22 protein-coding genes, 1 tRNA gene and 4 pseudogenes are annotated in these 25,212 nt (G+C 65.2%); 11 read left to right on the top strand and 16 right to left on the bottom strand.

The features are described 5' to 3' along the window. Positions 1-3: 3 nt before the first annotated feature. Genes IPM60_10845 through IPM60_10835 form a run of 3 tightly spaced genes read right to left on the bottom strand, consistent with a single transcriptional unit; the run spans position 4 to position 2,277 of the window. On the bottom strand, positions 4-630 hold the full coding sequence (locus IPM60_10845) for a YdcF family protein (protein ID MBK8908373.1): 627 nt from the start codon (positions 628-630) through the stop codon (positions 4-6). Positions 631-633: 3 nt separating this feature from the next. Then, complete coding sequence (locus IPM60_10840) at positions 634-1,488, bottom strand: cell division protein (protein ID MBK8908372.1); 855 nt, start codon at positions 1,486-1,488, stop codon at positions 634-636. Positions 1,489-1,515: 27 nt separating this feature from the next. Next, positions 1,516-2,277 carry an ATP-binding cassette domain-containing protein gene (locus IPM60_10835; protein ID MBK8908371.1) on the bottom strand — a complete coding sequence of 254 codons (762 nt, stop codon included), beginning with the start codon at positions 2,275-2,277 and terminating at the stop codon, positions 1,516-1,518. Between IPM60_10835 and IPM60_10830 the strand changes: the two are divergent. Together IPM60_10830 and IPM60_10825 are read left to right on the top strand one after the other, a co-directional pair. Beyond that, a pseudogene (locus tag IPM60_10830) lies at positions 2,254-2,523 on the top strand (zinc-ribbon domain-containing protein). The gene IPM60_10835 and the pseudogene IPM60_10830 overlap by 24 nt on opposite strands. Positions 2,524-2,937: 414 nt before the next feature. Then, a complete protein-coding gene (locus IPM60_10825) occupies positions 2,938-3,372 on the top strand; it encodes a DUF3426 domain-containing protein (protein ID MBK8908370.1) in 435 nt (144 codons plus the stop codon). Between the two features lie 334 nt (positions 3,373-3,706). On the opposite strand, the gene IPM60_10820 is transcribed toward IPM60_10825, so the two are convergent. The 7 genes and pseudogenes from IPM60_10820 to IPM60_10790 form a co-directional block, all read right to left on the bottom strand. Further along, positions 3,707-4,003, bottom strand: a complete 297-nt coding sequence (locus IPM60_10820; protein MBK8908369.1) for a hypothetical protein — start codon at positions 4,001-4,003, stop codon at positions 3,707-3,709. Between the two features lie 52 nt (positions 4,004-4,055). Beyond that, a complete protein-coding gene (locus IPM60_10815) occupies positions 4,056-4,823 on the bottom strand; it encodes a hypothetical protein (protein ID MBK8908368.1) in 768 nt (255 codons plus the stop codon). A 117-nt stretch (positions 4,824-4,940) separates the two neighbouring features. Then, the gene (locus IPM60_10810) at positions 4,941-5,396 is read right to left on the bottom strand and encodes a hypothetical protein (GenBank protein ID MBK8908367.1); all 456 of its coding nucleotides are present in this window, start codon (positions 5,394-5,396) and stop codon (positions 4,941-4,943) included. A 590-nt stretch (positions 5,397-5,986) separates the two neighbouring features. Further along, complete coding sequence (locus IPM60_10805) at positions 5,987-7,435, bottom strand: mannose-1-phosphate guanylyltransferase/mannose-6-phosphate isomerase (GenBank protein MBK8908366.1); 1,449 nt, start codon at positions 7,433-7,435, stop codon at positions 5,987-5,989. Positions 7,436-7,565: 130 nt separating this feature from the next. Next, positions 7,566-9,480, bottom strand: a pseudogene (gene cysN, locus IPM60_10800) (sulfate adenylyltransferase subunit CysN). Between the two features lie 21 nt (positions 9,481-9,501). Continuing rightward, positions 9,502-10,398 carry a sulfate adenylyltransferase subunit CysD gene (gene cysD, locus IPM60_10795; protein ID MBK8908365.1) on the bottom strand — a complete coding sequence of 299 codons (897 nt, stop codon included), beginning with the start codon at positions 10,396-10,398 and terminating at the stop codon, positions 9,502-9,504. Between the two features lie 374 nt (positions 10,399-10,772). Further along, positions 10,773-11,669: a 3-hydroxyacyl-CoA dehydrogenase family protein gene (locus IPM60_10790; GenBank protein MBK8908364.1), complete on the bottom strand. Its 897-nt coding sequence runs from the start codon at positions 11,667-11,669 to the stop codon at positions 10,773-10,775. A gap of 380 nt (positions 11,670-12,049) precedes the next feature. Here IPM60_10790 and phaR point away from each other — a divergent pair, with 380 nt between their 5' ends. Then, entirely contained in the window at positions 12,050-12,682 is a 633-nt protein-coding gene (phaR, locus tag IPM60_10785) for a polyhydroxyalkanoate synthesis repressor PhaR (protein MBK8908363.1), read from the top strand. Between the two features lie 213 nt (positions 12,683-12,895). Further along, a complete protein-coding gene (locus IPM60_10780; GenBank protein MBK8908362.1) occupies positions 12,896-13,294 on the top strand; it encodes a helix-turn-helix transcriptional regulator in 399 nt (132 codons plus the stop codon). A 100-nt stretch (positions 13,295-13,394) separates the two neighbouring features. Here IPM60_10780 and IPM60_10775 read toward each other — a convergent pair whose 3' ends face one another. Next, positions 13,395-13,829, bottom strand: coding sequence for a YraN family protein (locus IPM60_10775; protein MBK8908361.1), 435 nt, complete (start codon positions 13,827-13,829; stop codon positions 13,395-13,397). After that, a pseudogene (gene rsmI, locus IPM60_10770) lies at positions 13,829-14,834 on the bottom strand (16S rRNA (cytidine(1402)-2'-O)-methyltransferase). Before rsmI ends, IPM60_10775 begins: the two are co-directional and overlap by 1 nt. Here rsmI and IPM60_10765 point away from each other — a divergent pair. Continuing rightward, positions 14,789-16,177 carry a penicillin-binding protein activator gene (locus tag IPM60_10765; protein ID MBK8908360.1) on the top strand — a complete coding sequence of 463 codons (1,389 nt, stop codon included), beginning with the start codon at positions 14,789-14,791 and terminating at the stop codon, positions 16,175-16,177. The pseudogene rsmI and the gene IPM60_10765 sit on opposite strands and share 46 nt — an antisense overlap. Here IPM60_10765 and IPM60_10760 read toward each other — a convergent pair. From IPM60_10760 to IPM60_10750, 3 genes are all read right to left on the bottom strand, one after another. Continuing rightward, positions 16,156-17,442, bottom strand: coding sequence for a coproporphyrinogen III oxidase (locus IPM60_10760; GenBank protein ID MBK8908359.1), 1,287 nt, complete (start codon positions 17,440-17,442; stop codon positions 16,156-16,158). The two genes, IPM60_10765 and IPM60_10760, sit on opposite strands and share 22 nt — an antisense overlap. After that, positions 17,426-18,064 carry an RdgB/HAM1 family non-canonical purine NTP pyrophosphatase gene (rdgB, locus tag IPM60_10755; protein MBK8908358.1) on the bottom strand — a complete coding sequence of 213 codons (639 nt, stop codon included), beginning with the start codon at positions 18,062-18,064 and terminating at the stop codon, positions 17,426-17,428. The genes IPM60_10760 and rdgB overlap by 17 nt, the downstream gene beginning before the upstream one ends. 32 nt (positions 18,065-18,096) lie before the next feature. Further along, a tRNA-Gly gene (locus IPM60_10750) sits at positions 18,097-18,170 on the bottom strand. Positions 18,171-18,372: 202 nt separating this feature from the next. Between IPM60_10750 and IPM60_10745 the strand changes: the two genes are divergently transcribed. The 3 genes from IPM60_10745 (at position 18,373) to IPM60_10735 (ending at position 20,919) form a co-directional block, all read left to right on the top strand. Next, on the top strand, positions 18,373-19,314 hold the full coding sequence (locus IPM60_10745; protein ID MBK8908357.1) for a radical SAM protein: 942 nt from the start codon (positions 18,373-18,375) through the stop codon (positions 19,312-19,314). A gap of 128 nt (positions 19,315-19,442) precedes the next feature. Beyond that, complete coding sequence (locus tag IPM60_10740) at positions 19,443-20,063, top strand: DUF2934 domain-containing protein (protein ID MBK8908356.1); 621 nt, start codon at positions 19,443-19,445, stop codon at positions 20,061-20,063. A gap of 4 nt (positions 20,064-20,067) precedes the next feature. Further along, a complete protein-coding gene (locus IPM60_10735; GenBank protein ID MBK8908355.1) occupies positions 20,068-20,919 on the top strand; it encodes a MaoC family dehydratase N-terminal domain-containing protein in 852 nt (283 codons plus the stop codon). Between the two features lie 16 nt (positions 20,920-20,935). Here the strand turns inward: IPM60_10735 and IPM60_10730 are convergent, their stop codons facing one another. Next, positions 20,936-21,817 (bottom strand): CoA ester lyase, encoded by an 882-nt coding sequence (locus tag IPM60_10730; protein MBK8908354.1) that lies wholly within the window; start codon positions 21,815-21,817, stop codon positions 20,936-20,938. A 210-nt stretch (positions 21,818-22,027) separates the two neighbouring features. On the opposite strand from IPM60_10730, the gene IPM60_10725 reads away from it, so the two are divergent. The 3 genes and pseudogenes from IPM60_10725 (at position 22,028) to IPM60_10715 (ending at position 25,212) form a co-directional block, all read left to right on the top strand. Then, positions 22,028-22,402: a hypothetical protein gene (locus tag IPM60_10725; GenBank protein ID MBK8908353.1), complete on the top strand. Its 375-nt coding sequence runs from the start codon at positions 22,028-22,030 to the stop codon at positions 22,400-22,402. A gap of 110 nt (positions 22,403-22,512) precedes the next feature. After that, positions 22,513-22,773: a GlsB/YeaQ/YmgE family stress response membrane protein gene (locus IPM60_10720; GenBank protein MBK8908352.1), complete on the top strand. Its 261-nt coding sequence runs from the start codon at positions 22,513-22,515 to the stop codon at positions 22,771-22,773. A 167-nt stretch (positions 22,774-22,940) separates the two neighbouring features. Beyond that, a pseudogene (locus IPM60_10715) lies at positions 22,941-25,212 on the top strand (UvrD-helicase domain-containing protein).

Below are 25,212 nucleotides of genomic sequence, written 5' to 3'. Positions count from 1 at the left end.
GGCTTATACAGCCCTCGCGGCGGAAAGCCGATGGCGTATCCAGGCGTAGAGAAGTTTGTTGTATTCGGTGACCAGGAGTGCGGTCGTTCCCGGCCATCGCCACCACCGCACGAGACGCACGTGCTCCGGGAACACGGGGTGCGGAATGATGGTGACGCCGGGGAGCCGGAATCTGAATTCGAGCAGGCTCCGCGGCATGTGGTAGCTGGCAGTGACCAGCCGCAGCGACCGATAGCCGTTGCGCCGCATCCAGGCCGCCGTCTCGGCCGCGTTGCCGGCAGTGTCGGCGGCGCCGTGACCGGCTTCGATCCGTGTTCGAACATCGGTCGGAACCGCCGGCAGGGCTTTCAGCAGATCCGGGACGTCGACGTCCCGATGGACACCGGAGATCAGCAGCCGCTCGGCTTTGCCCTCGCTCAACAGGGAGAGGCCGGTCCGGACCCGATCGCTGCCGCCGGTGAGCACCACGATGGTATCGGTTTGCGCGTCCGGCTGGGCGATGGTCTGTGGCATCGCCTGCATGAACATGGCGAAACCCGCCAGCCACAACATCACGACGCCGCAGCCGACGACGAAACTCCAGCGGAGTCGGATCACCAAGCGCCGGCGTCTGGCCCTCTCCGTCAGCATCGGCTACAGGCTCCGCTTCAACGACTGCAGAACCGTGAGCCACGCGGTCAGATGCGCGACAGCCGCCATGATCAGCGGCATGGCGGCGAGCGCCGCCCAATGCCATGCTTCCCAGGCAAACCCGATGGGCGCCCCGTCGGAAAGTCGCGCCGCCAGCGCCGCGATGCCGAGCACGCTGGCAACCGCCGGCAGCAGACCCAGGACGGCGCCTGTCAGCGTCCGCAGCCCGGCGCGGCGTGCGAACTGGCGGGCAATGAAGTCGTCATGGGCGCCCATAAGATGGAGAACCTCGATGGTGTCGACCTGCACCGCAAGGCCGCTGCGGGTCGCCACCACCACCGCGCTGACGGTGACGGTGACGATCAGCAGGACGACGAACGCGGCGAGCACTTCGGCGGCATAAAACAGGCTCACAAGACGCTTCAACCAAAGGCCGTGATCATCGACCGCCGCCTCCGGCACCTTGATGCGCAGCCGCTCCGCCAGTTCCGCCGTGTCGATCTCATGGCCCGAAGCGGCCTGAACGTCGATGAGCCGCGGCAGGGGCAGATCGGCGGCGACGGCGCGGGAACTGAGCCAAGGCGCCACCAGATCCAGAACGTCTTCCTCCGCCATCGCCGCGGCGTGCCCGACGCCCGGGGTGGAGCGGGCGACTTCGAGCGCCGCCGCCACGCGTTGCTCATCGGCATCGGCGTCCCCCGAAGCGGCGAGTTGGATGGTCACCGTCGCCGTCAGGTCACGCCGCCAGGCGCCCGCCGCGTCGTGCAACACCAGCAGTGCGCTGACCGAGAGGACCGCCACGTAGATCATGAACGCCGCCAGCCATGACAGGAACAGGCCGCCGGGCGTGTCGGTCACGGGAAGGGTGCGGCGCCGCGTCATCGTCTACGACGGGGCGTCGCGCCGGCCCGGTTCGGGCTCGTCGGGCGCGGGAACAGGATGACGAGGGCGAACCGCCGGGGCCGGGGCCGGCGTCAGACGCCCGTTGTCCAGCATCAGGCGGGGATGCGGGAAGCGGTTGATCAGCGATTGGTTGTGGGTGGCGACCACGATCGTCGTGCCGAGGGCGTTCAACTGCTCGAACAGATACATCAACCGCAGCGCCATGCGGTCATCGACGCTGCCGGTCGGTTCGTCGGCGAAGATGAAGCGCGGCCGGGCAATCACGGCGCGGGCGATGGCGACCAGTTGCTGCTGCCCTCCAGACAGCGTCGCCGGGCGCGCATCCAGGTGGTCGCCGAGACCGACCCAGGCCAGCAGCTCCGTCACGTCCCGGCGGATGACGGCTTCGTCGGCGCCAACGATCCTGAGGCTGAGGGCGACGTTGTCGAACGCCGACAAATGCGGCAGCAGACGGAAGTCCTGAAACACGACGCCGATGCGCCGCCTGAGCGACGGCAGCAGATGCCGCGGGGTCGCCGCGATGTCGTGCCCGAACATGGTGATGCGCCCCGCCGTCGGCTTCAGCGCCAGGTAGATGAGACGCAGCAGCGTTGTCTTCCCGGCGCCGCTGGGGCCGGTCAGGAAATGCAATGATCCCGCCTCCAGCGCAAATGACACGTCGTGCAGCACGTCCGGTCCGGCGCCGTAGCGCAGCCCGACGCCAGCGAAGCGAACGGCCGAATGGTCAGCGGCCTCAGTGGCCATCACGCCGGCACACCGGCTGGTGCAAGACAGGGTTGGTCCGAGGCCGCGCCCGCATCGTCGTTGTCCACCTCCCACCGCTCCTTGCGCTCAGTCGACCGCACCCGTATAAACGGGAAAACGCAGTATAGTCCGCCGATTATGATTATCACCTGTCCGCGCTGTTCCACGAAGTATACGGTTGATGCGGCGGTAATCGAACCGGCTGGGCGGAGCGTGCGCTGCTCCAACTGCTCGTACACATGGTTGCAATCGGGGCCTTCGGCGCGAACCTCGCGGCCCCGGGCCCAACCAGCGGCGGCTCCCTCCGCCGGGGACGTCGGCGCGTCCCGGGGCTCCGCCGATGCAGAACCTGCTCCTGAACGACCCGCCCCGTCCGTTGCCGACGACGCATCGCTGGAAGCAAACCGATGGGCGGCGGAGCGTGAGGACGCTGCGGCTCCAGGGCCTCCCGACGACAGCAGCTTCGACCGGAGGCAAGAGCAGCACAGGCGGGCGGAAGATCTCATCGGCCCTCCCGAGCCTCTCGACGAGGTTGACGGCCCGGGAGACGAGGAGCCGGACGATGCCGCGCCAGAGCCCATTCCCACGGTTCTGTCGTCTCCGCCTTCAAGCCGCGGCTTCGAGCCTGCGAGCCGCGGGTCGAGCATCCGGGGCCGATTCATGCTTATCGCCGCCTCCATCCTGGCGGCGCTGGTGGTTGTGGCGGGACTGTTGGTCTTCGCACGCGGGCCAATCGTCGCGACGCTTCCGTTCTCGGCGGGGATTTTCAGCGCGCTCGGCCTGGGCGTCGAAACGCTCGGCGCCGGCCTCCAGATCGTCGATGTCGCCTCGGAACGCGAAGCAACGGAGACGGGCGAGACGTTGGTGGTGACCGGCGTCGTCGCCAACGTAGAGGACGTGGATCGGAGCGTCCCGTTGATACGCGTCGTGCTGCTCGATACCGATGACGAACCGCTTCAGACGCTGATCGTGACGCCCGCGCGCCGGGTCCTGTCAGCCGGCGAGCGCCTCGATTTCGCGGCGCGGCTGGACAACCCCTCCCCGCAAGCCCGGAGGATCATGGTCACTTTCGCACCCCGCGAGGATGCCGGTTAAGCCAGCCCTATGATCCGCCGCCCGACTGGGCGCGGCCGTAGTGCAGCACCTCTTGCTGAGCCTGACGAAGCGTGAGTTAAGATCAAGCGGCCCCGTTTTGCGTTCGCCTCAACCTTCGGCAGGGTCAGGGTGAGGGCCCGGTTCAGTATACCGAGCCCACCCGGTCAAGACAGGCACCCACTACATATAGAATTACCGCACACGTTCTTTTTACGGCAGCAATTAGCCAGGAGCCAACTATGGCCGCCGGCGGCAGTTCGCAATTACGGAACATCGCGACGGCCTGAAAGCGGCAGCCGCAAACTTCGGGAACGGTGGAGGAGCGGAACCCGGTTTACTTCGCGTATTTCTCGACTAGCCGTTCGGCGACCTCCGCGTCGCTTAGTTCTATCAGCTTTCCTGCACCAAGGTATTCATAGGTCTTCCCGTCTTCACCTTCATAAAGGGTTTTGGCGCTCAGCTTTGGCCAGCCGGCTGGTGAGTAGATAATTTCTGTCTCGCCCGTTGTCGTGTCTAGGCGGTAGACAGTATGTTTCGATGTCTCAAAAAGTGCGTAGCGGCCTGCGGAAGGTAAAAACTGATCGCACCCGCTTACTGCGAGCGACAGGAGGACCAGAATTAAGTATCTCATCTATTTTCCCTTTGCAACGAAGGGGGACTGACGCCAATTGCACTCCGCAGGCCTAAGAGAATTCGTGGCGCACGGGGACATCTGGGTTATTCAACTCCTCGATCAGAAAGCGGCCGAACGGGAACTGACAGTAGGGATCCCTGCCCTCAGCAAGTAACCACACTCTCAACGACTCTATTCCTGTGCGGCACGCGGCGGCGAGGAACGCGGTCGGGTACACGAGGTGCCATTCCGTATGTGGACTGCCATTGTTGCCAATCGACTCGTAGAACGGGCGCTGTTCCAAGCCGTCCTCAAAGCTCATTGTCTGCTCGCGGGCCTCGTGACTCAGCTTGCTTCTGTAACGGTAGATGAGGTTCCTATGTTGCAGAGCAGTCCAACCCAATTTTAATTCTTGGATATTTCGGTAATTCCCACCTTCCTTTGGCCAGCGCTTCTGGATCGACGCCTTTTCAGGGTCACGGTCTAGCCATAGCGGTCCACCGCTACCCCATCCTCTGAGTTCTGAATACGCCCATCCCCTTAGGTCGTCGAACGCGCAGCAACTCGTGCGCTCAAGCGCGGCAACAAGATGGGGCAAGCTGATGCGCTCGCCCTCAGACCAGTCGCAATGTTGAACAACGAAGCGAGAGAAAGCATCGGACGCGCTTCGTTCTTTAGGGTACCGCGCCTTCGCGAGTGCCTCCAGGATGCTGAAGAACAGGATTTTGCGATAGCGCCGACCGTCACGACCTAGATCGGCCGAACCAAAAGTGCTGACGTATTCGTGAAATACGGCAACGAAGGCAGTTACCCTTCGTTGCAGCATGGCACTGGTCATCGCTGGTTCCACGGCAACCTATCCTTCGGCATATCCGGCCGCCAAGCAAAGCGATGAGGGCACTCACAAGCCGCGCGTGGGGGCAGTCCGGTTTGAGGCCGTTGTTTTAGTGCTCGGTCATCGGGTCTTGAATCCACTATAGACCCAGCCTACGGTCCATCCAATAACATAGAGGGCAATGACCGGACCGATCCACCATCCAATAGCGCTAACTATGTATTGGAAACGCTCGTCGGCAGCAGTCCGCTCGACGACGGTCCAATACGCGCGGGCTGCGTCTTCCTTTTCGCCTTCGGGCAAATCCTTCGAGAAAGTGAGAAAATGCCCATTTGGCATTTCGACTTGCTCGATTAGTTCACGCCGTAGCGCTTCCTTGAGTATTTCGGCCTCTCTTTCCCCGATATTCTTCGCGAGTATCCTTTGCCGTACATCTGGGGATAAACGATCGTAAAACACTTGCGCGTGTGCAACTCGTTCCGCCTGCGGGAGCGTAGTCGACACAAGAACCACTATCGCAGCGAAATAAAGCGCCGAGATTACGATCCAAAGCCGCGACCACCCGCCTAGCTTCATGTTTCGTTCTAAAAATGTTGATGCAGTTTTGCATAAGCTCGCGAGTTTAGCGTTCCGTGATCACGCGAAGGTTTGCTCGACAATCGGGAGGCTTCAAATCGCTCTTAATGTCGAACGCTTGCAGCGGACCGCCGCAGCCGGGCACTGGTCTCACGCAGTTTGTATACAACCGCTCATAGGTTGTCTGTATACAACCGCTCATAGGTTGTCGACCGCGCTCCTGAAACCGCGGCCGCTTTGTTCAGTCCATTGGGGTAGATCATCGTTCTGTTAACGTCCTTACGGCCCTAAAGCCTCTGGGCCGTACGCATTTCGTATCACCGTCATGGGAGTTCGTCTCGGATGAAATGTCTCTTCAGGGTCATCGGCGGCCGATTGGGCGGTGCGCCGGGATGGCGCGTCGTTTGCTCTATATGTAGTGGGTGTCTGTCTTGACCGGACAGGCACGCAATATACGAGGTTCTGGTTCAATATTGCAGAACCTCATGCTGAGCGACGTCGAAGCATGAGCTATGGATTGTTCAACTCCCCTTCTCCATAGCCCCACTCTGACGAAGCCTCGCGGACGAGCGCCTCGTCGGCGCCGCTGTCTACGACCCACGGTCCGGCTGGGCGCGGCCGTAGTGGTCGCCGTAGCGGATGATGTCGTCTTCGCCCAGGTAGCCGCCGGTCTGCACCTCGATCAGGCGGAGCGGGATGCGCCCGGGGTTCTCCAGGCGATGGCGGGTGTTGTGGGGGATGTAGGCGGACTCGTTCTCGGTCAGGTAGAACGAGGCGTCGCCGCGGCTGACCTTGGCTGTGCCGCTGACGACGATCCAATGCTCGGCCCGGTGGTGGTGCATTTGAGAACTGAGCGCCTGCCCGGGGTAGACGCAGATCTGCTTGACCTGGAAGCGGCTCCCCGCGTCGATGCCCTGGTACCAGCCCCAGGGGCGGAACACGCGGGTGTGGATCTGGTGCTCGTTGCGGCCGGCGGCCTTCAAAGCCTCGACCACGTCGCGGACGTCCTGGGCGCGGTCCTTGCGGGCGACCAGCACCACGTCGTCGGTGGAGACGACCACCATGTCGTCGATGCCGACCACCGCCACCAGCTTGCCGTCGCCGCGGACGTAGCTGTTGTGCGCGTCGATGGCGATCACGTCGCCGACCGTGACATTGCCGTCGGCGTCGTGTTCGCTGATCTCCCACAGCGCCGACCAGGATCCCACGTCGCTCCAGCCCATGTCGGCGGGGACGATTACGCCCTTGCCGGTCCGCTCCATCACGGCGTAGTCGATGGACACGGACTCGATGGCGGCGAACGCCTCGGCGTCGAGCCGGAGGAAGTCCAGATCCTCCACCGCGCCGGCCAGCGCCTGCCGGCAGCCTTGCAGCATCTCCGGCTTCAGCGCCCGCACCTCGTCGAGAAATGCCGCCACGGGCAGCACGAACATGCCGCTGTTCCATGCATAATCGCCGGCGGCGACATAGGCGGCAGCGGTCTCCGGGCTCGGCTTCTCGACGAAGCTGTCGATCCGATAGCAGCCCTCGATGCCGTCGAACGCGTTGCCCCGGCGGATGTAGCCGTAACCGGTCTCCGGCTTGGTCGGCGGAATGCCGAAGGTCACCAGGGCGCCGCTCTCGGCGGCGCTGCGCGCGATGGCGACGGCGGTGTGGAAGCTCTCGACACCGTCGATGACGTGGTCGGAAGGCAGCACCAGCATGACGGCGTCCGGATCGCGCTCTGCCAGGAACAGGGCGGCGATGACGATCGCCGGCGCTGTGTTGCGTGCCGCCGGTTCCAGGACGATCGCCTGCGGCGTGACGTCGAGCGCCCGCATCTGCTCGGCAATCATGAACCGATGTTCTTGGTTGCAGACGATCAGCGGCGCGGCAAAATCCGGGTGGCGGACCCGCGACACGGTCTCCTGCAGCATGGTGTGGTCCGAGGCGAGCGCCAGCAACTGCTTTGGCCTGAGCGCCCGCGACAATGGCCAGAGGCGCGTACCGGCGCCTCCCGACAGGATCACCGGAGTGAGGACCGGAGTAGGCACTGCCATGTCGTGTCGCTTCTCCGCTTGTTCGCGCGTGTGATACCAGCAACCGTTATGCTTCGCCGCCGCGGCGGCGGCGGGACGCCCTCACCCGCCTCGCTCGGCCGCCTTGGTGTTTTTCCAGGAGGTGCTGGCGTCACTCCTCGCTGGCCAGCGGGTTGAGGACGCCCATGCGCTCGAGTTCGGCGACGATCTGTTCGGCGGCCACGGCCGGCGACGACTGGGCGCCGCTCACCCGGATCTCCGGCGCTTCCGGCGGCTCGTAGGGGCTGTCGATGCCGGTGAAGTTCTTCAACTCGCCACGCCGCGCCTTGCCATAGAGGCCCTTGATGTCCCGCTGTTCACAAACGGCCAGCGGCGTGTCCACGTACACCTCCATGAACTCACCCGGCTGCAGCATCTCCCGCGCCATCCGCCGCTCCGAACGGAACGGCGAGATGAACGAGACGAAGGTGATCAGCCCGGCGTCGACGAACAGCCGGGCGGTCTCGGCGACGCGGCGGATGTTCTCGACCCGGTCGGCGTCGGTGAATCCCAGGTCCTTGTTGAGGCCATGGCGCACGTTGTCGCCGTCGAGGATGTAGGTGTGCTTGCCGAGCGCTGCGAGCTTGCGCTCGACGAGATTGGCAATGGTCGACTTGCCCGAGCCGGAAAGCCCGGTGAACCACAGCACGCAGGGAGTCTGGCCCTTGGCAGCGGCTCGCTGGCGCTTGTCGATATCGAGCGCCTGCCAATGGATGTTGGTGGCGCGGCGGAGCGCGAAGTCGATCATGCCAGCGGCGACGGTGGCGTTGTTCAGCCGGTCGATCAGGATAAACCGCCCGGTGCCGCGGTTTTCAGGATAGGGATCGAACGACACCGGCCGATCGACTGCGATGTTGCAGACGCCGACCTCGTTCAACTCCAGCGTCTTGGCCGCCTGATGCTCCAACGAATTGACGTTGATCTTGTGCTTGAGGTCGGTCACTTGAGCGTTGGTGCACTGGGTGCCGATCTTCAGGATGTACTTGCGCCCCGGGAGCAGCGGCTCCTCATGCATCCAGATGAGCTTGGCCTCGAACTGATCCGCATGGGTGGGGCGAGCATCCGCCGCGGCCAGGAGGTCGCCCCGCGAGATGTCGATCTCGTCGGCGAGGGTGAGGGTGACCGCCTGCCCGGCGACGGCACGGTCGAGATCGCCGTCATGGGTGACGATGCGAGCGACCTTGCTGACCAGGCCGGACGCGGTAACCGCGACGGCATCGCCGACGGCGACCGAGCCGCTCTCGATGGTGCCGGCGAATCCGCGGAAGTCCAGGTTGGGGCGGTTGACCCATTGCACCGGCATGCGGAACGGCTTCGTTGCGGCTTCGTGCGCAACCTCTACCGTCGCCAAAAAGCCCATCAGGGACGGGCCATGATACCAGTGGGTCAGCGGGCTCGGCTCGAGCACGTTGTCGCCCTTGAACGCCGAGATCGGCACGCAGACGACGGTTTCGAAACCGAGTTGCGCGGCAAATTCCTGGTACTCGCGACAGATCGCATCGAAGCGTTGGCGCGAGTAGTCCACCAGGTCCATCTTGTTGACCGCCACCAGCATGGCGGATGCCCATCAGGGAGACGATGTAGCTGTGCCTGCGCGTCTGGATCAGCACCCCCTTGCGGGCGTCGATCAGGATGACCGCCACGTCGGCGGTCGATGCTCCGGTCGCCATGTTGCGGGTGTATTGCTCGTGGCCGGGTGTGTCGGCGACGATGAAGCGGCGGAGGTCGGTCGCGAAGAAGCGGTAGGCGACGTCGATGGTGATGCCCTGCTCGCGCTCGGCCTGCAAACCGTCCAGCAGCAGCGCGAAGTCGATGTCGTCGCCTTGCGTCCCGACGCGCTTCGAGTCCGCCTCCAGCGCGGAGAGCTGATCCTCGAAGATCAGCTTCGAATCCCACAGGAGCCGCCCGATCAGGGTGCTCTTGCCGTCATCGACGCTGCCGCAGGTGATGAAGCGCAGCAGGCTCTTTTCTTCCTGCTCCTTGAGGTAGTCGACGACGTCGTCGTCGATCAGCGTGGTCGTGTCCATGATCTACCGTGTCCGAGAGTGTTAGAAGTAGCCTTCCTGCTTCTTTTTTTCCATCGAGCCGGACTCGTCGTGGTCGATCATGCGGCCCTGGCGCTCGGAGGTTCGGGTCAACAGCATCTCGCGGATGATGTCGGGAAGCGTCGCCGCCGATGATTCGACCGCGGCTGTCAGCGGATAGCAGCCGAGAGTGCGGAACCGCACCCGCTTCATCTGCGGCTTTTCGCCAGGGTCGAGCGGCATCCGGTCGTCGTCGACCATGATTAACTGGCCATCGCGCTCCACCACCGGCCGCTCCTTTGCGAAGTACAGCGGAACGATGGGGATGTTGTCGGCGTAGATGTATTGCCAGATGTCCAACTCGGTCCAGTTGGAGAGGGGAAAGGCGCGGATGCTCTCGCCCTTCCTGACGCGGGCATTGTAGAGGTTCCAAAGTTCCGGCCGCTGCTTCTTCGGATCCCAGCGGTGGGTGCCGGTCCGGAAAGAGAAAATGCGCTCCTTGGCGCGGGATTTCTCCTCGTCGCGCCGGGCCCCTCCGAATGCGGCATCGAACTGGTAGAGATCGAGCGCCTGCTTCAAGGCCTCCGTCTTCATGATGTCGGTATGGATCGACGAGCCGTGGGTGAACGGGTTGATGTTCTCCCGGACCCCCTCCTGGTTGATGTGGACGATGAGATCGAAGCCGTACTCCGCCGCCATGCGGTCGCGGAACTCGATCATCTCCCGGAATTTCCAGGTGGTGTCGATGTGCATCAGCGGGAACGGCGGCTTCGCCGGATAGAACGCCTTGACGGCAAGGCGCAGCATCACCGACGAGTCCTTGCCGATGGAATAGAGCATCACCGGCTTTTCAAACTCGGCGGCCACCTCCCTCATGATGTGGATGCTTTCCGCTTCGAGTTGGCGAAGGTGTGACAACATGATTGGTTCCTGGAACGTGGTCTGGCTTGAAGGCGGTGCGGAGCCCTGCACCGCGCCACCGACCGTGGATTTCGCCGATACAACTCCTAAGACGGGAAAGAGCCGCGGCGCCTTCTAGGAGAAGGCGCATATCTATAGCAGCTAGCGACCGCGCAAGTCCACCTGCAACTCCACATTGTCCCGCGCGGCGTCCGTCGAAAACTCGCCCGAGCGCGCGAATCCTCTGTCAGACGCGCCGCCAGGTCACGCAAGTCTAATCGTCGCCATCGCCTCAGTGTTGCGAAAACTCATCACCATCATCGATGCAGGCGTGCGGGACGCCCTCGCACGCCTGCAAAACCAAGTGATGTCGGAACGGGTGTCCGAGAACCCCGTCAATGCACCGGACGCTCCAGACGCGGGTTTTGAACCGGCGGTTTCTGCGAATAGTCGTAGAAGCCGAGGCCGGATTTGCGGCCGAGGTAGCCGAGTTGCACCAGACGCGTGAGGGTGTGCGGCGGCGCGTGGTGCTCGTGGCGCACGTCCATGTAGATGTTCATCGACATGGCCTCGACCACGTCGAGCCCGATGTAGTCGGCAAGCTCGAACGGGCCCATGGGGTGCGCTGCGCCGGACTTCATGGCGTGGTCGATGTCGGAGATGGTGCCGGTGCCGCGCTCCAGCATGCGGATCGCGTTGAGCATGTAAGGCGTGAGCAGGCGATTGACGATGAAGCCGGTGGTGTCCTGAACGGTGACCGGATCCTTGTTGATGTCCTTGCAGAAACCCTCCAGGGCCGAAATCGTCTGCTCCGACGTCTCGAAGCCGTGTATGATCTCCACCAGCTTCATGACCGTGGCCGGGTTGAAGAAGTGGAGCCCGGCAATGCGATCGCGCTTGCGGCACACCGCCATCATCGCAGTGACGGACAATGTCGAGGTGTTGGTGGTCAACAAAGTGTCGGCTCGGCACCGCGCATCGAGACGCTTGAACAGGGCTTTCTTGATGTCGATGTCTTCAATGATGGATTCGATCACGAGGTCGCAATCGGCGACCGCTCCCTCGTTGTCGGTGACGGTGATGCGCCCCATGATCGCATCTTTCTGCTCGGCATCCATCTTGCCGCGATCGACGACGCGCGAGAACGCTTTGTCGAGTTGCGCCCGCGGCTTGTCGACCGAGCCGGGCGTCGCCTTGACGGCCACCACCTGCCGCCCGGCCTGGGCGCAGACTTGCGCGACGCCGAGACCCATGGTCCCTGTCCCGATGATACCGATCTTGTTGATTTCCATGACGAACACTTTCCTCCCGAGATCAATTCCGTCTGAGCGCCCGGTGCGGCCGCTCGAAGCGCTTTGATGGCAGCAGCCGCGCACGATCCGTTGAACGACCACGTTTACCCGCTTTCCTGCAAAAGATAAAGGGTCTCTTCGCAGTTGCGAAGTGCGTGGTCGCCGTCGGAATCCTGCGAATGCTGCCCTCCTAGCGCCTCGGGGATGACGAAGCTGTACAAGATCCTGCAAATGCGCCGCTATCGCATCGCTTTCGCAACCCGCAGCGAGACGAGGGGAAAGCTCGCGATCCGCATACGCACGTTGCATCGCAACATCCGCTTGGGATAAGGTATGGTTGGATACTCGTTTTTGATGCAGCGTGTGAAAGCGCAAGCGCTATGGATCAGAAGGCAGCAGGCGCCAACAGCCGGCACAAGCCGATCACTATCAAGAAGTACGCCAACCGCCGGCTCTACAACACGGCGACCAGCAGCTACGTCACGCTCGACAACTTGGCCACCATGGTCAAGGCAGGGGCGAACTTCGTCGTGTATGACGCCAAGAGCGGCGAGGACATCACCCGGGCGGTGTTGACGCACATCATCGTCGAGGAAGAGGCCAAGGGGCAGAAGCTGCTGCCGGTCAGCTTCCTCAGGCACCTCATCAGTTTTTACGGAGACAGCCTGCAGGTGCTGGTTCCCCGTTACCTCGAGTACACGATGCACGTATTTGCTCGTAATCAGGAGCAAATGCGCGATTACGTGCGGGGCACGGTCCACGGCATCATGCCGTTCGGGCCACTCGAGGAAATGAGCAAGCAGAACATCGCGATCCTGGAAAGCGCCATAAAGATGTTCAACCCGTTCTTCGTGGCAGAGGACGAGGCTGCCGGACCCGAGCAGCGTGCCGCGCCGCTGGAGGCGGAGGCAGCCCCCGGCGGGGCGGGCGATCAGATCGAGGATCTTCGCGCCCGCCTCAACCGCATGCAGCAGCAGTTGGACGAACTCACCGATCGCCGCCAGGGCGAGTAGGCGGTTCTCCAGCCTCCCGCGGCTCCGGGTGCGAGGATCGGCTCCGGCTCCAGGATCGGCAAAATCGCCAGTTGATATACTGTTGGAAGTTCCCACGTTTCTCATCAGCGGGGAGGGCGCCGAGAAATCGGCCTGTGGACACTCGCAGCGTGTACCCCTAAAGTACGCGGGTGCAAAAAGAGGCGGAAAATAGCGTCGAGGAGCTATGAGGCAATGTCCCCGTTTGACAATGACAACCCGCTGAGCAGCAGGGCCACGCTGCGGGCGACCGACGTCGACCGCTTCGTCGGCGGGCGGATCCGCGAGCGTCGGGTCATGTTGGGGTTGAGCCAGCAGCAGATGGCGGACATGATCGGCGTCACCTATCAGCAGGCCCACAAGTATGAGCGCGGCATCAACCGCATTTCTGCCGGACGCCTTTATGAAATCGCGCAAGTGTTAAGGGTTCCCGTCAGTTACTTCTTCGACGGCGTCGAAGGGCCGAGCGGTGAAGAGGAATTGTCGGTCCGCCAACGGATGTGCCTGGAACTGTCGCGCAACTTCACCCAGATACCCAGTGAGCGGCACCGGGAGGCCTTGAGCCAGTTGGCCCGGGCCCTGACCACGAAGTAGCTGGTGCACAGACCCATTCGAATCATTCAGTCGAATGGGTCATAGTTTGCATGAGAATCAATAGGATACGCCTTTCGGCTTATGTCTGCTGCGGCCGCGGTCAGTCGTCGGTTCGCCAGGCCGCGGTCACATGGCGCGGCCGCCATCCGAACCAGGTGCGCGGGCACCATCCCGCCCTGCACCACTCGCCGTTCTTCCCGAACACGATCAGATCGAACCGAATGGCGCGGTCGGCCAGGTGCGGATGCAGCTTCAGGAACGATTCTGCGGCCCGCGCGATGCGCCGGCGCTGCCGGAGCGACAACACCTCGTCGGCCGCACTCGTTCCGCTCGCATCCGCTCGCGCCTTGACCTCGATGAACGCCAGCGTCGTGCCGCGCAGCGCGACGATGTCGATCTCCCCGACCGGCACCCGAAAGTCGCGGGCCAGGATCCTGTAGCCCGCGAGCCTCAGCCACAGCGCGCCGATGGCCTCGGCGGCGCGGCCCAAGCGCCGCGCCCGCTGCCGCTTCTGCGTGCCGCTGCGCCCCGACATCAGCGCTTCTCGTGCTTCAGGGCGCGGGCGCGGGCATAGAGATCCTTGCGCGAACGGCCTGTCTTGCGGGCGACGACGGCGGCGGCTTGACCGACCGGGTGCTCCTGCAGCGCTGCCGAAAGGGATCGATCCACCGCGTCGTCGTCCCACGGGCGCGCTTCGGCTCGCGCCACGACGATGGTCACCTCGCCCCGAGGCGCGCCGGCGTCCCGATAATATGCAGCAAGCTCATCAAGAACGCCGCGCCGCGCCTCCTCGAACAGCTTGGTGAGTTCGCGCATCACCACCGCATCGCGGGACCCCAGCACCGCCGCCATGTCGGCGAGCGACGCCGCCAGCCGGCGCGGCGATTCCATGAACACCAGCGTCGCCGGGATTGCCGCTAGATCCTCCAGCATGCGACGGCGGCCGGCGCTGCGCGGCGGCGGAAAGCCGGCGAACAGGAAGCGATCCGTCGGCAAGCCGGACACCGCCAAAGCCGCCGTCACCGCCGAAGGGCCCGGCACCGGAATGACCGCGATACCGGCGTCGGCGCACGCGCGCACCAAAGGATATCCGGGGTCCGAGATCAGCGGCGTCCCGGCATCCGACACCAGCGCGATCCGAGCGCCCTTCTCCAGGCGCTCGAGCAGGGCGGGCCCGACGGTGCGGGCGTTGTGATCGTGATAGGGGATGAGGGAGTTGCGGATACCGTGAATGGCGAGCAGCTTGGCCGTCACGCGAGAGTCTTCGCAGGCGATCGCGTCCACCGCAGCGAGGACGCGGAGGGCGCGCAAAGGTCACGTCGGCGGCGTTGCCGATGGGCGTGGCGACGACGTACAGCCCCGGCGCCAGATCGGCAGCCAGGTCGGCGAATTGCTGCACTCGCTCTGCCGTGGCCGGTTTACTAGCAACCTGCTCCTCGCTACCTTGTTGCGCTGCCTCCGCTTCACCGTTGCTGAAAGGCCTGGATACGCCCGATGCTAGCCCGGTTTTCCCGCTGCCGGCCGCTCGTCGTCGCCGCATGGATGATGTCCGCCGCTGTGCTGACCATGGTCACCGCGTGCCAGTCTCCCCCGCCTCCGACGGGAACACAACCGTCCGGTGTCACGGCGGCGCCCGCCGCACCGGCGCCGGAGCGGGAGATCTTAGTTTATGACGGCGACGCGCGCGGTGTGCCACCGGCCGACATCCTCAGCGGCGACGGCGATGTCGCCCTGCTCGTTCCGCCGGCAGAACCCGGGGCGGCGCCGCAGCTGCCGCCGTCGGACCTGGGCGCGGTGAGGGCGGCGCTGTTGTTGCCGCTCTCCGGTCGCCATGCCCAGTTAGGCGAGTCGATGCTGAACGCGGCCCAAATGGCGGTTTTCAACTTGGCCCCGCCAGGCTTCGAGCTGCACCCGTACGATACGCGCGGCGTACCGGAGGGTGCCGCGGCGGCGGCGCGCGCCGCGATCGAAGATGGCGCAGCGCTCATCATCGGCCCGCTGTTGTCGAGTTCCACCGCGGCGGTAGCGGAGGTCGTGCAACTCAGCGACACGCCGGTCATCTCGTTTTCGAACGATCGCACCGTCGCCGGCGGCAATGTCTATATCCTCGGATTGACTCCAGGGGAGCAGGTCCAGCGCGTGGTGGCGTACGCGGCATCGCAGGGTTACCGAAGGATTGCCGTCGTTGCTCCGGATAACGGCTACGGAGAGGTCGTGGTGACTGCAGCCCGAGACAGCGCCTACAACCTCGGGATCGACGTGACCCACATCGAACTGCACGACCCTGGGGCCCAGGACTTCACCGAACTGGTCCAGCGGCTCGCCCAGGTTCAGAAGGGCAGCAACATCAGCGCCGCAGAGGCGCCGCAGGCCGCCACGCCCGGCGCCGATGGAACGCGCCGCTGGTCCCGCGGCGGCGGGTTCGACGCGTTGCTGGTCGCGAACGGTGGGCAGCAGTTGCAGACAATCGCGGCGTTGCTGCCGTACTACGGGATCGAGCCCAGCGAGGTGAAGGTGCTCGGTACCGGCGTCTGGGACGAACCCAACACCGGGCGGGAACCAGCGCTGGTCGGTGGCTGGTTCGCGGTGCCGCCGTCGGAGAATCGCGATCGCTTTCTTGAGCAGTACCGCATCACTTATGGCGAGACGCCGCCGCGGCTGGCCACCCTCGCCTACGACGCCACGGCGCTCGCCGCGGTCCTCGCCCGCAATCGCGGCAGCGCGGCGTTCGCGCCGCAAGTGCTGATGGCCCCCAACGGCTTTGCCGGAAGCGAAGGGATTTTCCGCTTCACCCCCGGCGGCGTCGCCGAGCGCGGGCTCGCGGTGATGGAGGTTCAACCAAGCGGCAGCCAGGTCGTCAGCTACGCCCCGACCGGTTTTTGATCGGGCACGGCTCTGTCAGAAGGCATCGAGGGCGACCGCCTGCCGCCCTCCCCCTCCTGCTTCCGCTGGTCCTTCCCATTCATAGCACCGGCGAGCAGCGCGCCCGAGATCGTATCGAGCAGCAGCCGGCCGCCGCGCGTCACGCGCAGACCGACATCGTCAAGCGCCACCAGTCCGGCGCTTTTCAAACGCCGCAGCGCTACCGGCTCAACCGCCTCCTCGATCTCCCGGCCGGTGAGAGCCCTGAAATCTCGACGATCGATGCCCGACGTCAACCTGAGCCCAAGCAGCAGCAATTCCTCGACACGAGCGTCGGCGCTCAACGGCGCGCGCCTCGTGCCGCCGTGACCGGCTGTCTCCACTGCCGCCAACCAGCGGTCGGCACGGCGATGCTGGCGGGTGGCGAAAGTCCGTCCCTGGCGGCGGAGGCGCCCGTGGGCGCCGGGTCCGACGCCGATGTAGTCGCCGCCCCGCCAGACGAAGACATTGTGACGGCAGGCGGCGCCGGAGCGGGCATGGTTCGAAATCTCGTAGGCATCCAGACCTGCCGCCGACAGCACCTCGTCGGTCAGGTCATAGAGGTCGGCGGCAGGGTCCTCGTCGGCGCCGCGCACCCCCTGCCGATGGAACGGCGTGCCGGGCTCGATCGTGAGTTGGTAGGGTGATACGTGCTCGCCGGCGACGGCAAGCGCCGCCTCGAGTTCGCGTCGCCAATGGGCGAGGGACTGACCCGGCCACGCGTAGATGAGGTCCAGAGACACGCGCGGGACGCTCCGCTGCGCTGTTTCGACCGCCCGCCGTGCCTCGTCAGCGTCGTGCGACCGGCCGAGGAATGCAAGGATGCGATTGTCGAAGGACTGGACGCCGATCGACATGCGGTTGACGCCGGCGTCACGCAGCGCTCCGAAGCGGTCCCGTTCCACGGAATTCGGATTGGCCTCCAGCGTGACTTCCAGATCGTCCGTCACCCGCCAATGCCGGTGCACTGCCGCGACGACGTCGGCAACGGTCTGCGGGTCCATCAGCGAGGGGGTCCCGCCCCCGAAAAACACGCTGACCGCGGTCCGGTCACGCGTCTCTTCGGCCCAACACGCCAGTTCCGCCAGCAACGCGCGCCGCCAGCGATGTTGATCCACAACGTCAGCGGCGGTGCTGTTGAAGTCGCAGTAGGGGCACTTGGACCGGCAGAACGGCCAATGGACGTAGATGGCGATGCGGTTCAGCAACGCATCGCTCGCCTCTCGTCCGTCAACAGCCGGCGTCATCGTCGGCCGGTGCGAAGCATGCGGCAACGAGTTTGCGGAAGGCGTCGGCGCGGTGGGAGATGCGATGCTTGTGGTCCGGATCCATCTCGCCGAAAGTGATGTGGGCGCCGGAGGGCACGAACATCGGGTCATACCCGAAGCCTTCGTCGCCGCGCGGCGGCCACACCAAGTGGCCGTGCACCGTACCCTCGAACGTGTCGCAACGCCCATCGGGCCAGCCGAGGGCGAGGGCGCAGGCAAAGTGGGCGCGCCGGTCGGGGGTGTCGGCGAGCGCCGCCTGCACGCGCTCCATGGCGACACGGAAGTTCTTGCCCGGACCCGCCCAGCGGGCGGAGCGGACGCCCGGCGCTCCGTCCAGGGCGGGGACCACCAGGCCCGAATCGTCGGCAAGCGCCGGCAGGCCCGAGCCCGCGGCAGCCGCGCCCGCCTTCAATTCCGCATTGGCAACGAACGTCTCGCCGGTCTCCTCCGGTTCCGGCAATCCCAACTCAGCCGCGGAGACGACGTCGGCGCCGTACGGCGCCAACAAGGCGCCGATCTCGCGCACCTTGCCGGCGTTGTGGCTGGCGATGACCAAGCGCGTGCCGGTGAAGCGCCGCGGCTTGATGCCGTGCTTCCTCATGTGTGTTCCGGCAGGGCCTGCTCAGGGGTATGTGGAGCGGGTGAAGGGAATCGAACCCTCGCACATGGCTTGGGAAGCCAATGCTCTACCACTGAGCTACACCCGCAAATCCTAAGCACGTTCGACCTCGAAATCTGTATAGACGAGCGCGGCGCTGCCGGCAAGGGAGCGGCCGCCGGGTACGCGAGGCGGTGCTGGCGCTCGCAGACTCGTGAGCAAATTTTTCTTGGCTGCGTCGGACGGTCGTCGCATACCAGCCGCACGTGCTTCAGTAACGATCGAGGATCTCGATGCCCGAAACCGGCCTGATGGTCACCAAAACCCTTGATCGGCAGAAGTTTCGCGACCCCGAAGTCACTGCCAAGGGCGAGCCGCGGGCAGTCGTCGCGCTTACCCGCTTCCGGACATTGTGGATCAATACCGGGAGCCTCTGCAATTTGACCTGCGCCGGCTGCTACATCGAATCGAGCCCTACAAACGACCGGCTGGCGTACATCAGCGCGGCCGAGGTTGGCGCCTATCTGGACGAGATCCGGCGGGAGCGCATGCCGGTTGAGGAAATCGGCTTCACCGGCGGCGAGCCTTTCATGAACCGCGAGTTGCCGACGATGATCGAAGACTCGCTCGCGCGCGGCTTCCGCGTCCTGGTGCTGACCAATGCGATGAAGCCGATGCACCATCGCAGGGCCGAGCTTCTGGCGCTTAAGGCGCGCTTACGTGATGCGCTGGCATTCAGGGTGTCGCTGGATCACTACGAGGCGGACTTGCACGAACGCCTGCGCGGGCCGCGCACCTGGCAGCCGGCCCTGGACGGGCTGCGTTGGTTGGCCGCCAACGGCTTCAGCCTCGACGTCGCCGGCCGCACGGTCTGGGACGAGCCGGAAGACGCCCTGCGAGACGGCTATCGCCGCCTGTTTGCACGGGAAGGGTTGCCGATCGACGCTGACGACCCGGCATCGCTGATCCTGTTTCCGGAAATGGACGCGGTCACCGACGCGCCGGAGATCAGCGTGCACTGTTGGCAGATCCTCGGGGTGGCGCCGGACAGCATGATGTGCGCCTCGTCGCGCATGGTCATCAAACGTAAGAGTTCCGACACGCCCGTCGTCGTCCCCTGCACCTTGCTGCCGTACGACCCCGAGTTCGAGCTGGGCGAGACGCTGGCCGAAGGCAGACGCTCGGTCAGACTTAATCATCCGTTTTGCGCCCAGTTTTGCGTGCTTGGCGGCGCATCCTGCTCATCGCGCTGATCGACTGCCGGCGCCCCGCGCCTTCCGTCCCTTGACTCCGGCGCGCGTCTGTGTTTTTCGCGGACTCAATGTGGGCTGGCAGCGTTATCCTCTGTTGCGCCAACGACCGGCCGAGGGACACCTGGACCATGAATGAAAGGACGCAGGAGCAGGTTCGCCGGCTCGCGTATCACATCTGGGCGTCGGCGGACCAGCACTACGGACGGTCCATCGACTTCTGGGTGATGGCCGAACAGATGGTGGGAGAGATGGCTGCCGTGACGAAGCGGATGAGAACTATCGCGATGGCGCAATCGGAACAGGACAAAATTCAGCAGCGTCACGTGGTGACCCCGGCGGATCTCGTCGCGGCCCACGCCGATCAGGTGCGCCAACTGGCCCATATCATGTGGGAGAATGCGGAGAAGCGGGCCGGGTACACCATGGATTTCTGGCTGGCCGCCGAGCGGCACGCGCGCGCCATCGCCGAGGCCGCGATGCGGACGGCCGGCGCCAACGTGGGCGCGGAGCGGATTGTGGCGCAGGCGTTCCAGGCCTTCTCCCCCGACCACTATCACGACCGCATTCGGCGGACGGCGTACTACATGTGGGAAGCGGCCGGCGGGCACTACGGCCGGTCGCTGGACTTCTGGCTTGCTGCCGAGCGCCAGGTCCTGCAATCGATGGCCACTCTCAGGACCCTGAACCGCCCGAACGAGATGGGCGGTGCGCAGGGCGGCGATCAAGACGATAACAACCGATCATCGTGACGGCATGACCGGCGCCGCGACGCCCTACGCCGATTGGATCGGCGCCACCGAGACAACCGAGGACGATCTCTCACCTGCCGCGGCGCTGCGCGTCGCGGCAACTCTGGACGATCCGGGCGGCAACTTCGCTGCGGGTGCACCGCTGCCGCCGGTGTGGCAGTGGTTCTATTTCCTGCCGCGCGCGCCGCAGTCCCGGATCGGCGCGGACGGTCATCCGGAAAAGGGCGGTTTCATGCCGCCCATCGATCTGCCGCGGCGCATGTTCGCCGGCGCGCGGATGCGCTTTCACAGATCGCTCAGCATCGGCCGGCCGGCGACCCGTGAAGGCACGATCCGCAGCATCGCCGACAAGTCGGGCCGCAGCGGCCGGCTGATGTTCGTCACGGTGGGCTACACGTTCCGCCAGGATGGCCAGGTGTGCATCGAGGAGGAGCAGGACATCGTCTACCGCGAGCCGGGGGCGCCGGTGCCGGCGCCGCAACCCGCAGAGCTTCCGGCGTTGGACCAAGGCGCCCGGTCGCGCATGGTGCAGCCTGATCCGGCGCTGCTGTTCCGGTTCTCGGCGATCACCTTCAACGCCCACCGCATCCACTATGACCGGCCCTACGCCACCGATGTCGAGGGCTATCCGGGGCTGGTAGTGCACGGTCCGCTGACGGCCATCCTGTTGATGGAACTGGTCCGTGGCCACACGGATGGCGCCGTCGCCGGCTTCGAGTTCCGTGGCCGTGCGCCGCTGTTCGACCTGGCGCCGTTCCGCGTTGCGGCCACGCCGAACGACGCCGGACGCATCATGCTGGAAGCGCACGGACCGGACGGCCGCCCCGCGATGACGGCGACGGCCGAGACGGCATAGAGCCTCGCCAGAGCCGCTACTGGGCCTTCTCCATTGCTTCGATCGCTTCGGCCATGGCGACGAGGCGCTTGGCGCCGGCGACGTGGAGGTTCTCGACCAGCTTGCCGTCGACCACGACGACCCCTTCGCCGCGGGCCGTCGCATGTTCGAAAGCGTCGATGATCTTGCGCGACCACACCACGTCCTTCGGTTGCGGGGAGAATGCCTCGTTGCAGGCGGTGACGGTCTTGGGATGGATCAAGGTCTTGCCGTCGAAGCCCAGTTCCACCCCCTGGCGGCAGGAATACGCGAAGCCCTCGTCGTCGTTGAGGTCCAGGTAGACGCCGTCGACGATTGCGAGCCCATAGGCGCGTGCCGCCAACAGGCAGCGCCCGAGGGAGACGATCATCGGCAGCCGTTCGCGGGTGTGGACGCAATTTAGCTCCTTGGCGAGATCGGAGGTGCCCATCACCAGGCATTCCATGCGGTGGGACGCAGTGGCAATGGCTTCCGCCTGGATGATGCTGCGGGGCGTCTCCATCATCGCCCAGATCGCCATGTCGTCCGGTGCGCCATTGGCGACCATGATGGCCTCCAACTGGCGGACGGCGTCGGCGCTCTCCACCTTCGGAAGCAGGATGGCGTCGGCGCCGGTGCGCGCGGCGGCGGCGATGTCCTCGTAGCCCCACGGCGTCGCCAAGGTGTTGACGCGAATGATCAACTCGCGCATGCCATAGCCGCCGTCCTTCACCGCCTGGCAAACCTGCAGACGTGCGGTGTCCTTGGCGTCGGGCGCGACCGCGTCTTCCAGGTCGAGAATAAGAGCGTCAGCGGCGATGCCCTTGGCCTTTTCCAAGGCTCGGGCATTGGAGCCGGGCATGTAGAGGACGCTGCGGCGCGGGCGGGCGGACTTGGACATGGATGTTCTCCCCTTGATCCTTACAGGGCTGCAAAGCCTGTCATATTGCACCTGCGAAAAGGTACCCTCGGACCGCACCCGGACGCAAGGAGGCCTTTAGCGTTTCCATAACCATGTCGGGCGTAGGTTCAGGTGGCGGCTGCACCATGGCCGCCACTTCCTTCCATCACGTGAGGCTCGAACATGTTGAAAGCATCTGCCCTGTTCGCCATGGCCGTCGTTACGGCGGCCTGCACCGGCGGCTATGCGGATTCCGATTATCGCCCGGTCGTCGACGTCCACGGCTCGCGCGGCAAGGATCCCGCCCGTTACGAGATCGACCTGGCGCAGTGCCAGGACCTGGGCGCACAGCGAAATCAGGTGGCGGACGGGGCCGGGGGCGCGGCGGTCGGCGCAGCCCTCGGCGCCGCCGGCGGAGCGATCATCGGCGCCTTCACTGGCAATGCCGGGACCGGCGCCGCTCTCGGCGCATCGACAGGAGCGCTGACCGGCGGCGCCAGCAGCGCCCATTCGTCCAACCGCAATCGTCAGGACATCGTCATAAAGTGCATGCGCAACCGCGGCTGGAGCGTCGTCGGCCGCTAGTGGCGGTAGAGGCTGGAACTATTTCGAGCACTCGGGGTTCTGTAAGCTGAAGCATCATGTGTTCAACGCGCTCGCAGAGACGAGAGGCGCTTACCAGGACGAGGGGTGTCATGGGAATTTTGAGCTGGATCGTATTCGGCCTCATCGCAGGGGTCATCGCCAAGTTGATCATGCCGGGCAAGGACCCGGGTGGTTTCATCGTGTCCATTCTTCTCGGCATCGCTGGCGCCGTCGTCGGCGGCTTCATCGCCAGCGCCCTGGGCTGGGGCGGGGTCGATGGGTTCAACATCGGAAGCTTCGTGATCGCCGTCCTCGGCGCCATCCTGCTGCTGATTGCCTACCGTCTCATTGCCAAACGCCGGCACACGTAACCGAACCGTTTCGCCTTGAATATCCGCCCCGGAGGCGCCGCGCCTCCGGGGAATCGTCGCCCCTTCGAAGGGGGCGGTGCGGCGATGGGCGCTCTCCAGCCGTTTGAAAAATCGCCGGTTCCAAATACAGCGTCAGCGCGCCGTGGCGACGGTGGTATAAGGGCGGCATGGCCGATCCCTTCGAACTGTCCGATGGGCCGCCGGCGCGGTCAACCCCGCCGCCGCTCCTGCCGCTGGATCATCTGCAAGCCCTCAACCCGGGCCAGAGGGAGGCCGTCGAGGCCGTCGACGGACCGGTGCTGGTGCTGGCCGGAGCCGGGACCGGCAAGACCCGGGTGCTGACAACTCGCCTCGCCCACATCCTGTCGCTTGGCAAGGCGAAGCCTTGGCAGATGCTGGCCGTGACCTTCACCAACAAGGCGGCGAGAGAAATGCGGGAGCGGGTGGCCGAGTTGCTGCAGCGGCCGGTCGAAGGCTGGTGGGTCGGCACGTTCCACGCCATTGCCGCCCGCATGCTGCGCGCCCACGCCGAGACGGTCGGTCTCAAGCCCAACTTCACCATCCTCGACGCCGACGACCAGCTCCGCCTGGTCAAGCAGTTGCTGGAGGCGCACCGCATCGACGCGAAGCAGTCGCCGCCGCGGGTGGTGCTGGGCATCATCCAGCGCTGGAAGGACCGCGGCTTGACGCCGGACCGGGTGTCGCCGGCAGAAGGCGCGGAGGCGGTGGACGGCAAGGCGCTCGCTCTCTACCACGCCTACCAGCAGCGCCTGCGGGCGGTCAACGCCGCCGACTTCGGCGACCTGTTGCTCCACTGCCTGACCGCGTTCCGAGCAGATCCGGCGATCATCGGCCGCTATCAGGGCCAGTTCCGGTATCTCCTGGTGGACGAATACCAGGACACCAACGTCGCCCAGTACTTGTGGTTGAGAGCTCTCGCCCAGGCTCACCACAACATCTGCTGCGTCGGCGATGACGATCAGTCGATCTATTCGTGGCGCGGCGCCGAAGTCGGCAACATCCTGCGTTTTGAGCAGGACTTCCCGGGCGCGCGGGTGATCCGACTCGAGCACAACTACCGCTCGACGCCGCACATCCTCGGCGCCGCCTCCGGCCTGATCGCCAACAACGCCAGCCGGCTTGGCAAGACGCTCCGCACCCATCTCGATGAAGGCGAGCAGGTGGTGGTGCGCGGCACCTGGGACGGCGAGGACGAAGCGCGCTTCGTGTCGGATGAAATCGAGTCTTTGCAGCGTCGGGGTCATTCCCTGAAGGACATGGCGTTGCTGGTGCGCGCCGGCTTCCAGACCCGCGAGTTCGAGGAGCGTCTCGTCAAGATCGGCATTCCCTACCGGGTGATCGGCGGGCTCCGCTTCTACGAACGCCAGGAGATCCGCGACGCCATCGCCTATCTCCGCGTGGTGGTGCAGCCGGATGATGACCTGGCGTTCGAGCGCATCGTCAACGTGCCGAAGCGAGGCCTGGGGGCGGCGACGTTGCTAGAGCCTCCACCGGCTGGCCCGCGCCGAGGGACTGCCGCTGATCGTCGCGGCGGCGCGTCTGGTCGAAACCGACGAACTGAAACCGGCGGCGCGCACCGCCCTTCGGAAGTTCCTGGCGGCCGCCGCCGATTGGCGCTCGCTGCTCTCCACGACGCCCCATGCGGAACTGACGGCACAGATCCTGGATGAGTCCGGCTACACCGGCATGTGGCAACGGGATCGCAGTCCGGAGGCGCCGGGCCGCCTCGAGAACCTAAAGGAGTTGGTCGCCGCGATCGGTGAGTTCGACACCCTGGTCGGCTTCCTTGAGCACATCAGCCTGGTGATGGACAACGACCAGGCGGCGACGGACGAAAAAGTCTCGTTGATGACCCTGCACGCCGCCAAGGGGCTGGAGTTCGACATCGTGTTCCTGCCCGGCTGGGAGGAGGGCCTGTTTCCCCATCAGCGTGCGCTCGACGAGGGCGGGACGGCCGGACTGGAAGAAGAGCGCCGCCTGGCGTACGTCGGCTTGACACGTGCGCGCCGCCGGGCGGTCATTTCCTATGCCGCCAACCGCAACGTCTACGGCTATTGGCAGCACGCCAGTCCGTCTCGTTTCATCGGCGAACTGCCGGACGAGCACGTCGAAGCCGTGGCCGCAGATGGCATGGGCGCGCCATCGCGGCGGCGGGACGGGTTCGATGCCTTGGACGCGCCTCGCTGGGACGATGTGTCACCGGGCCGGGCGCGGCTGCAGCGCGCGATGGCGCCTGCGGCGGCGTTCACGACTGCTGCGCGGCCGGCGCCGCGACACCCGTTCTCCGTAGGCCAGCGGGTGTTCCATCAGAAGTTCGGCTACGGCCACGTCGCCGCCATCGACGGCGACAAGCTCGACATCGCGTTCGACAAGGCCGGCGCCAAGAGAATCATCCACAGCTTCGTCGAAGCGGCGTGA

The sequence above is a fragment of the Rhodospirillales bacterium genome (genome assembly GCA_016710335.1).
In the GTDB taxonomy this organism is placed as follows: Bacteria; Pseudomonadota; Alphaproteobacteria; order Rhodospirillales; family Defluviicoccaceae; genus JADJXQ01.
This window is presented reverse-complemented; position numbering and strand designations above follow the sequence as displayed.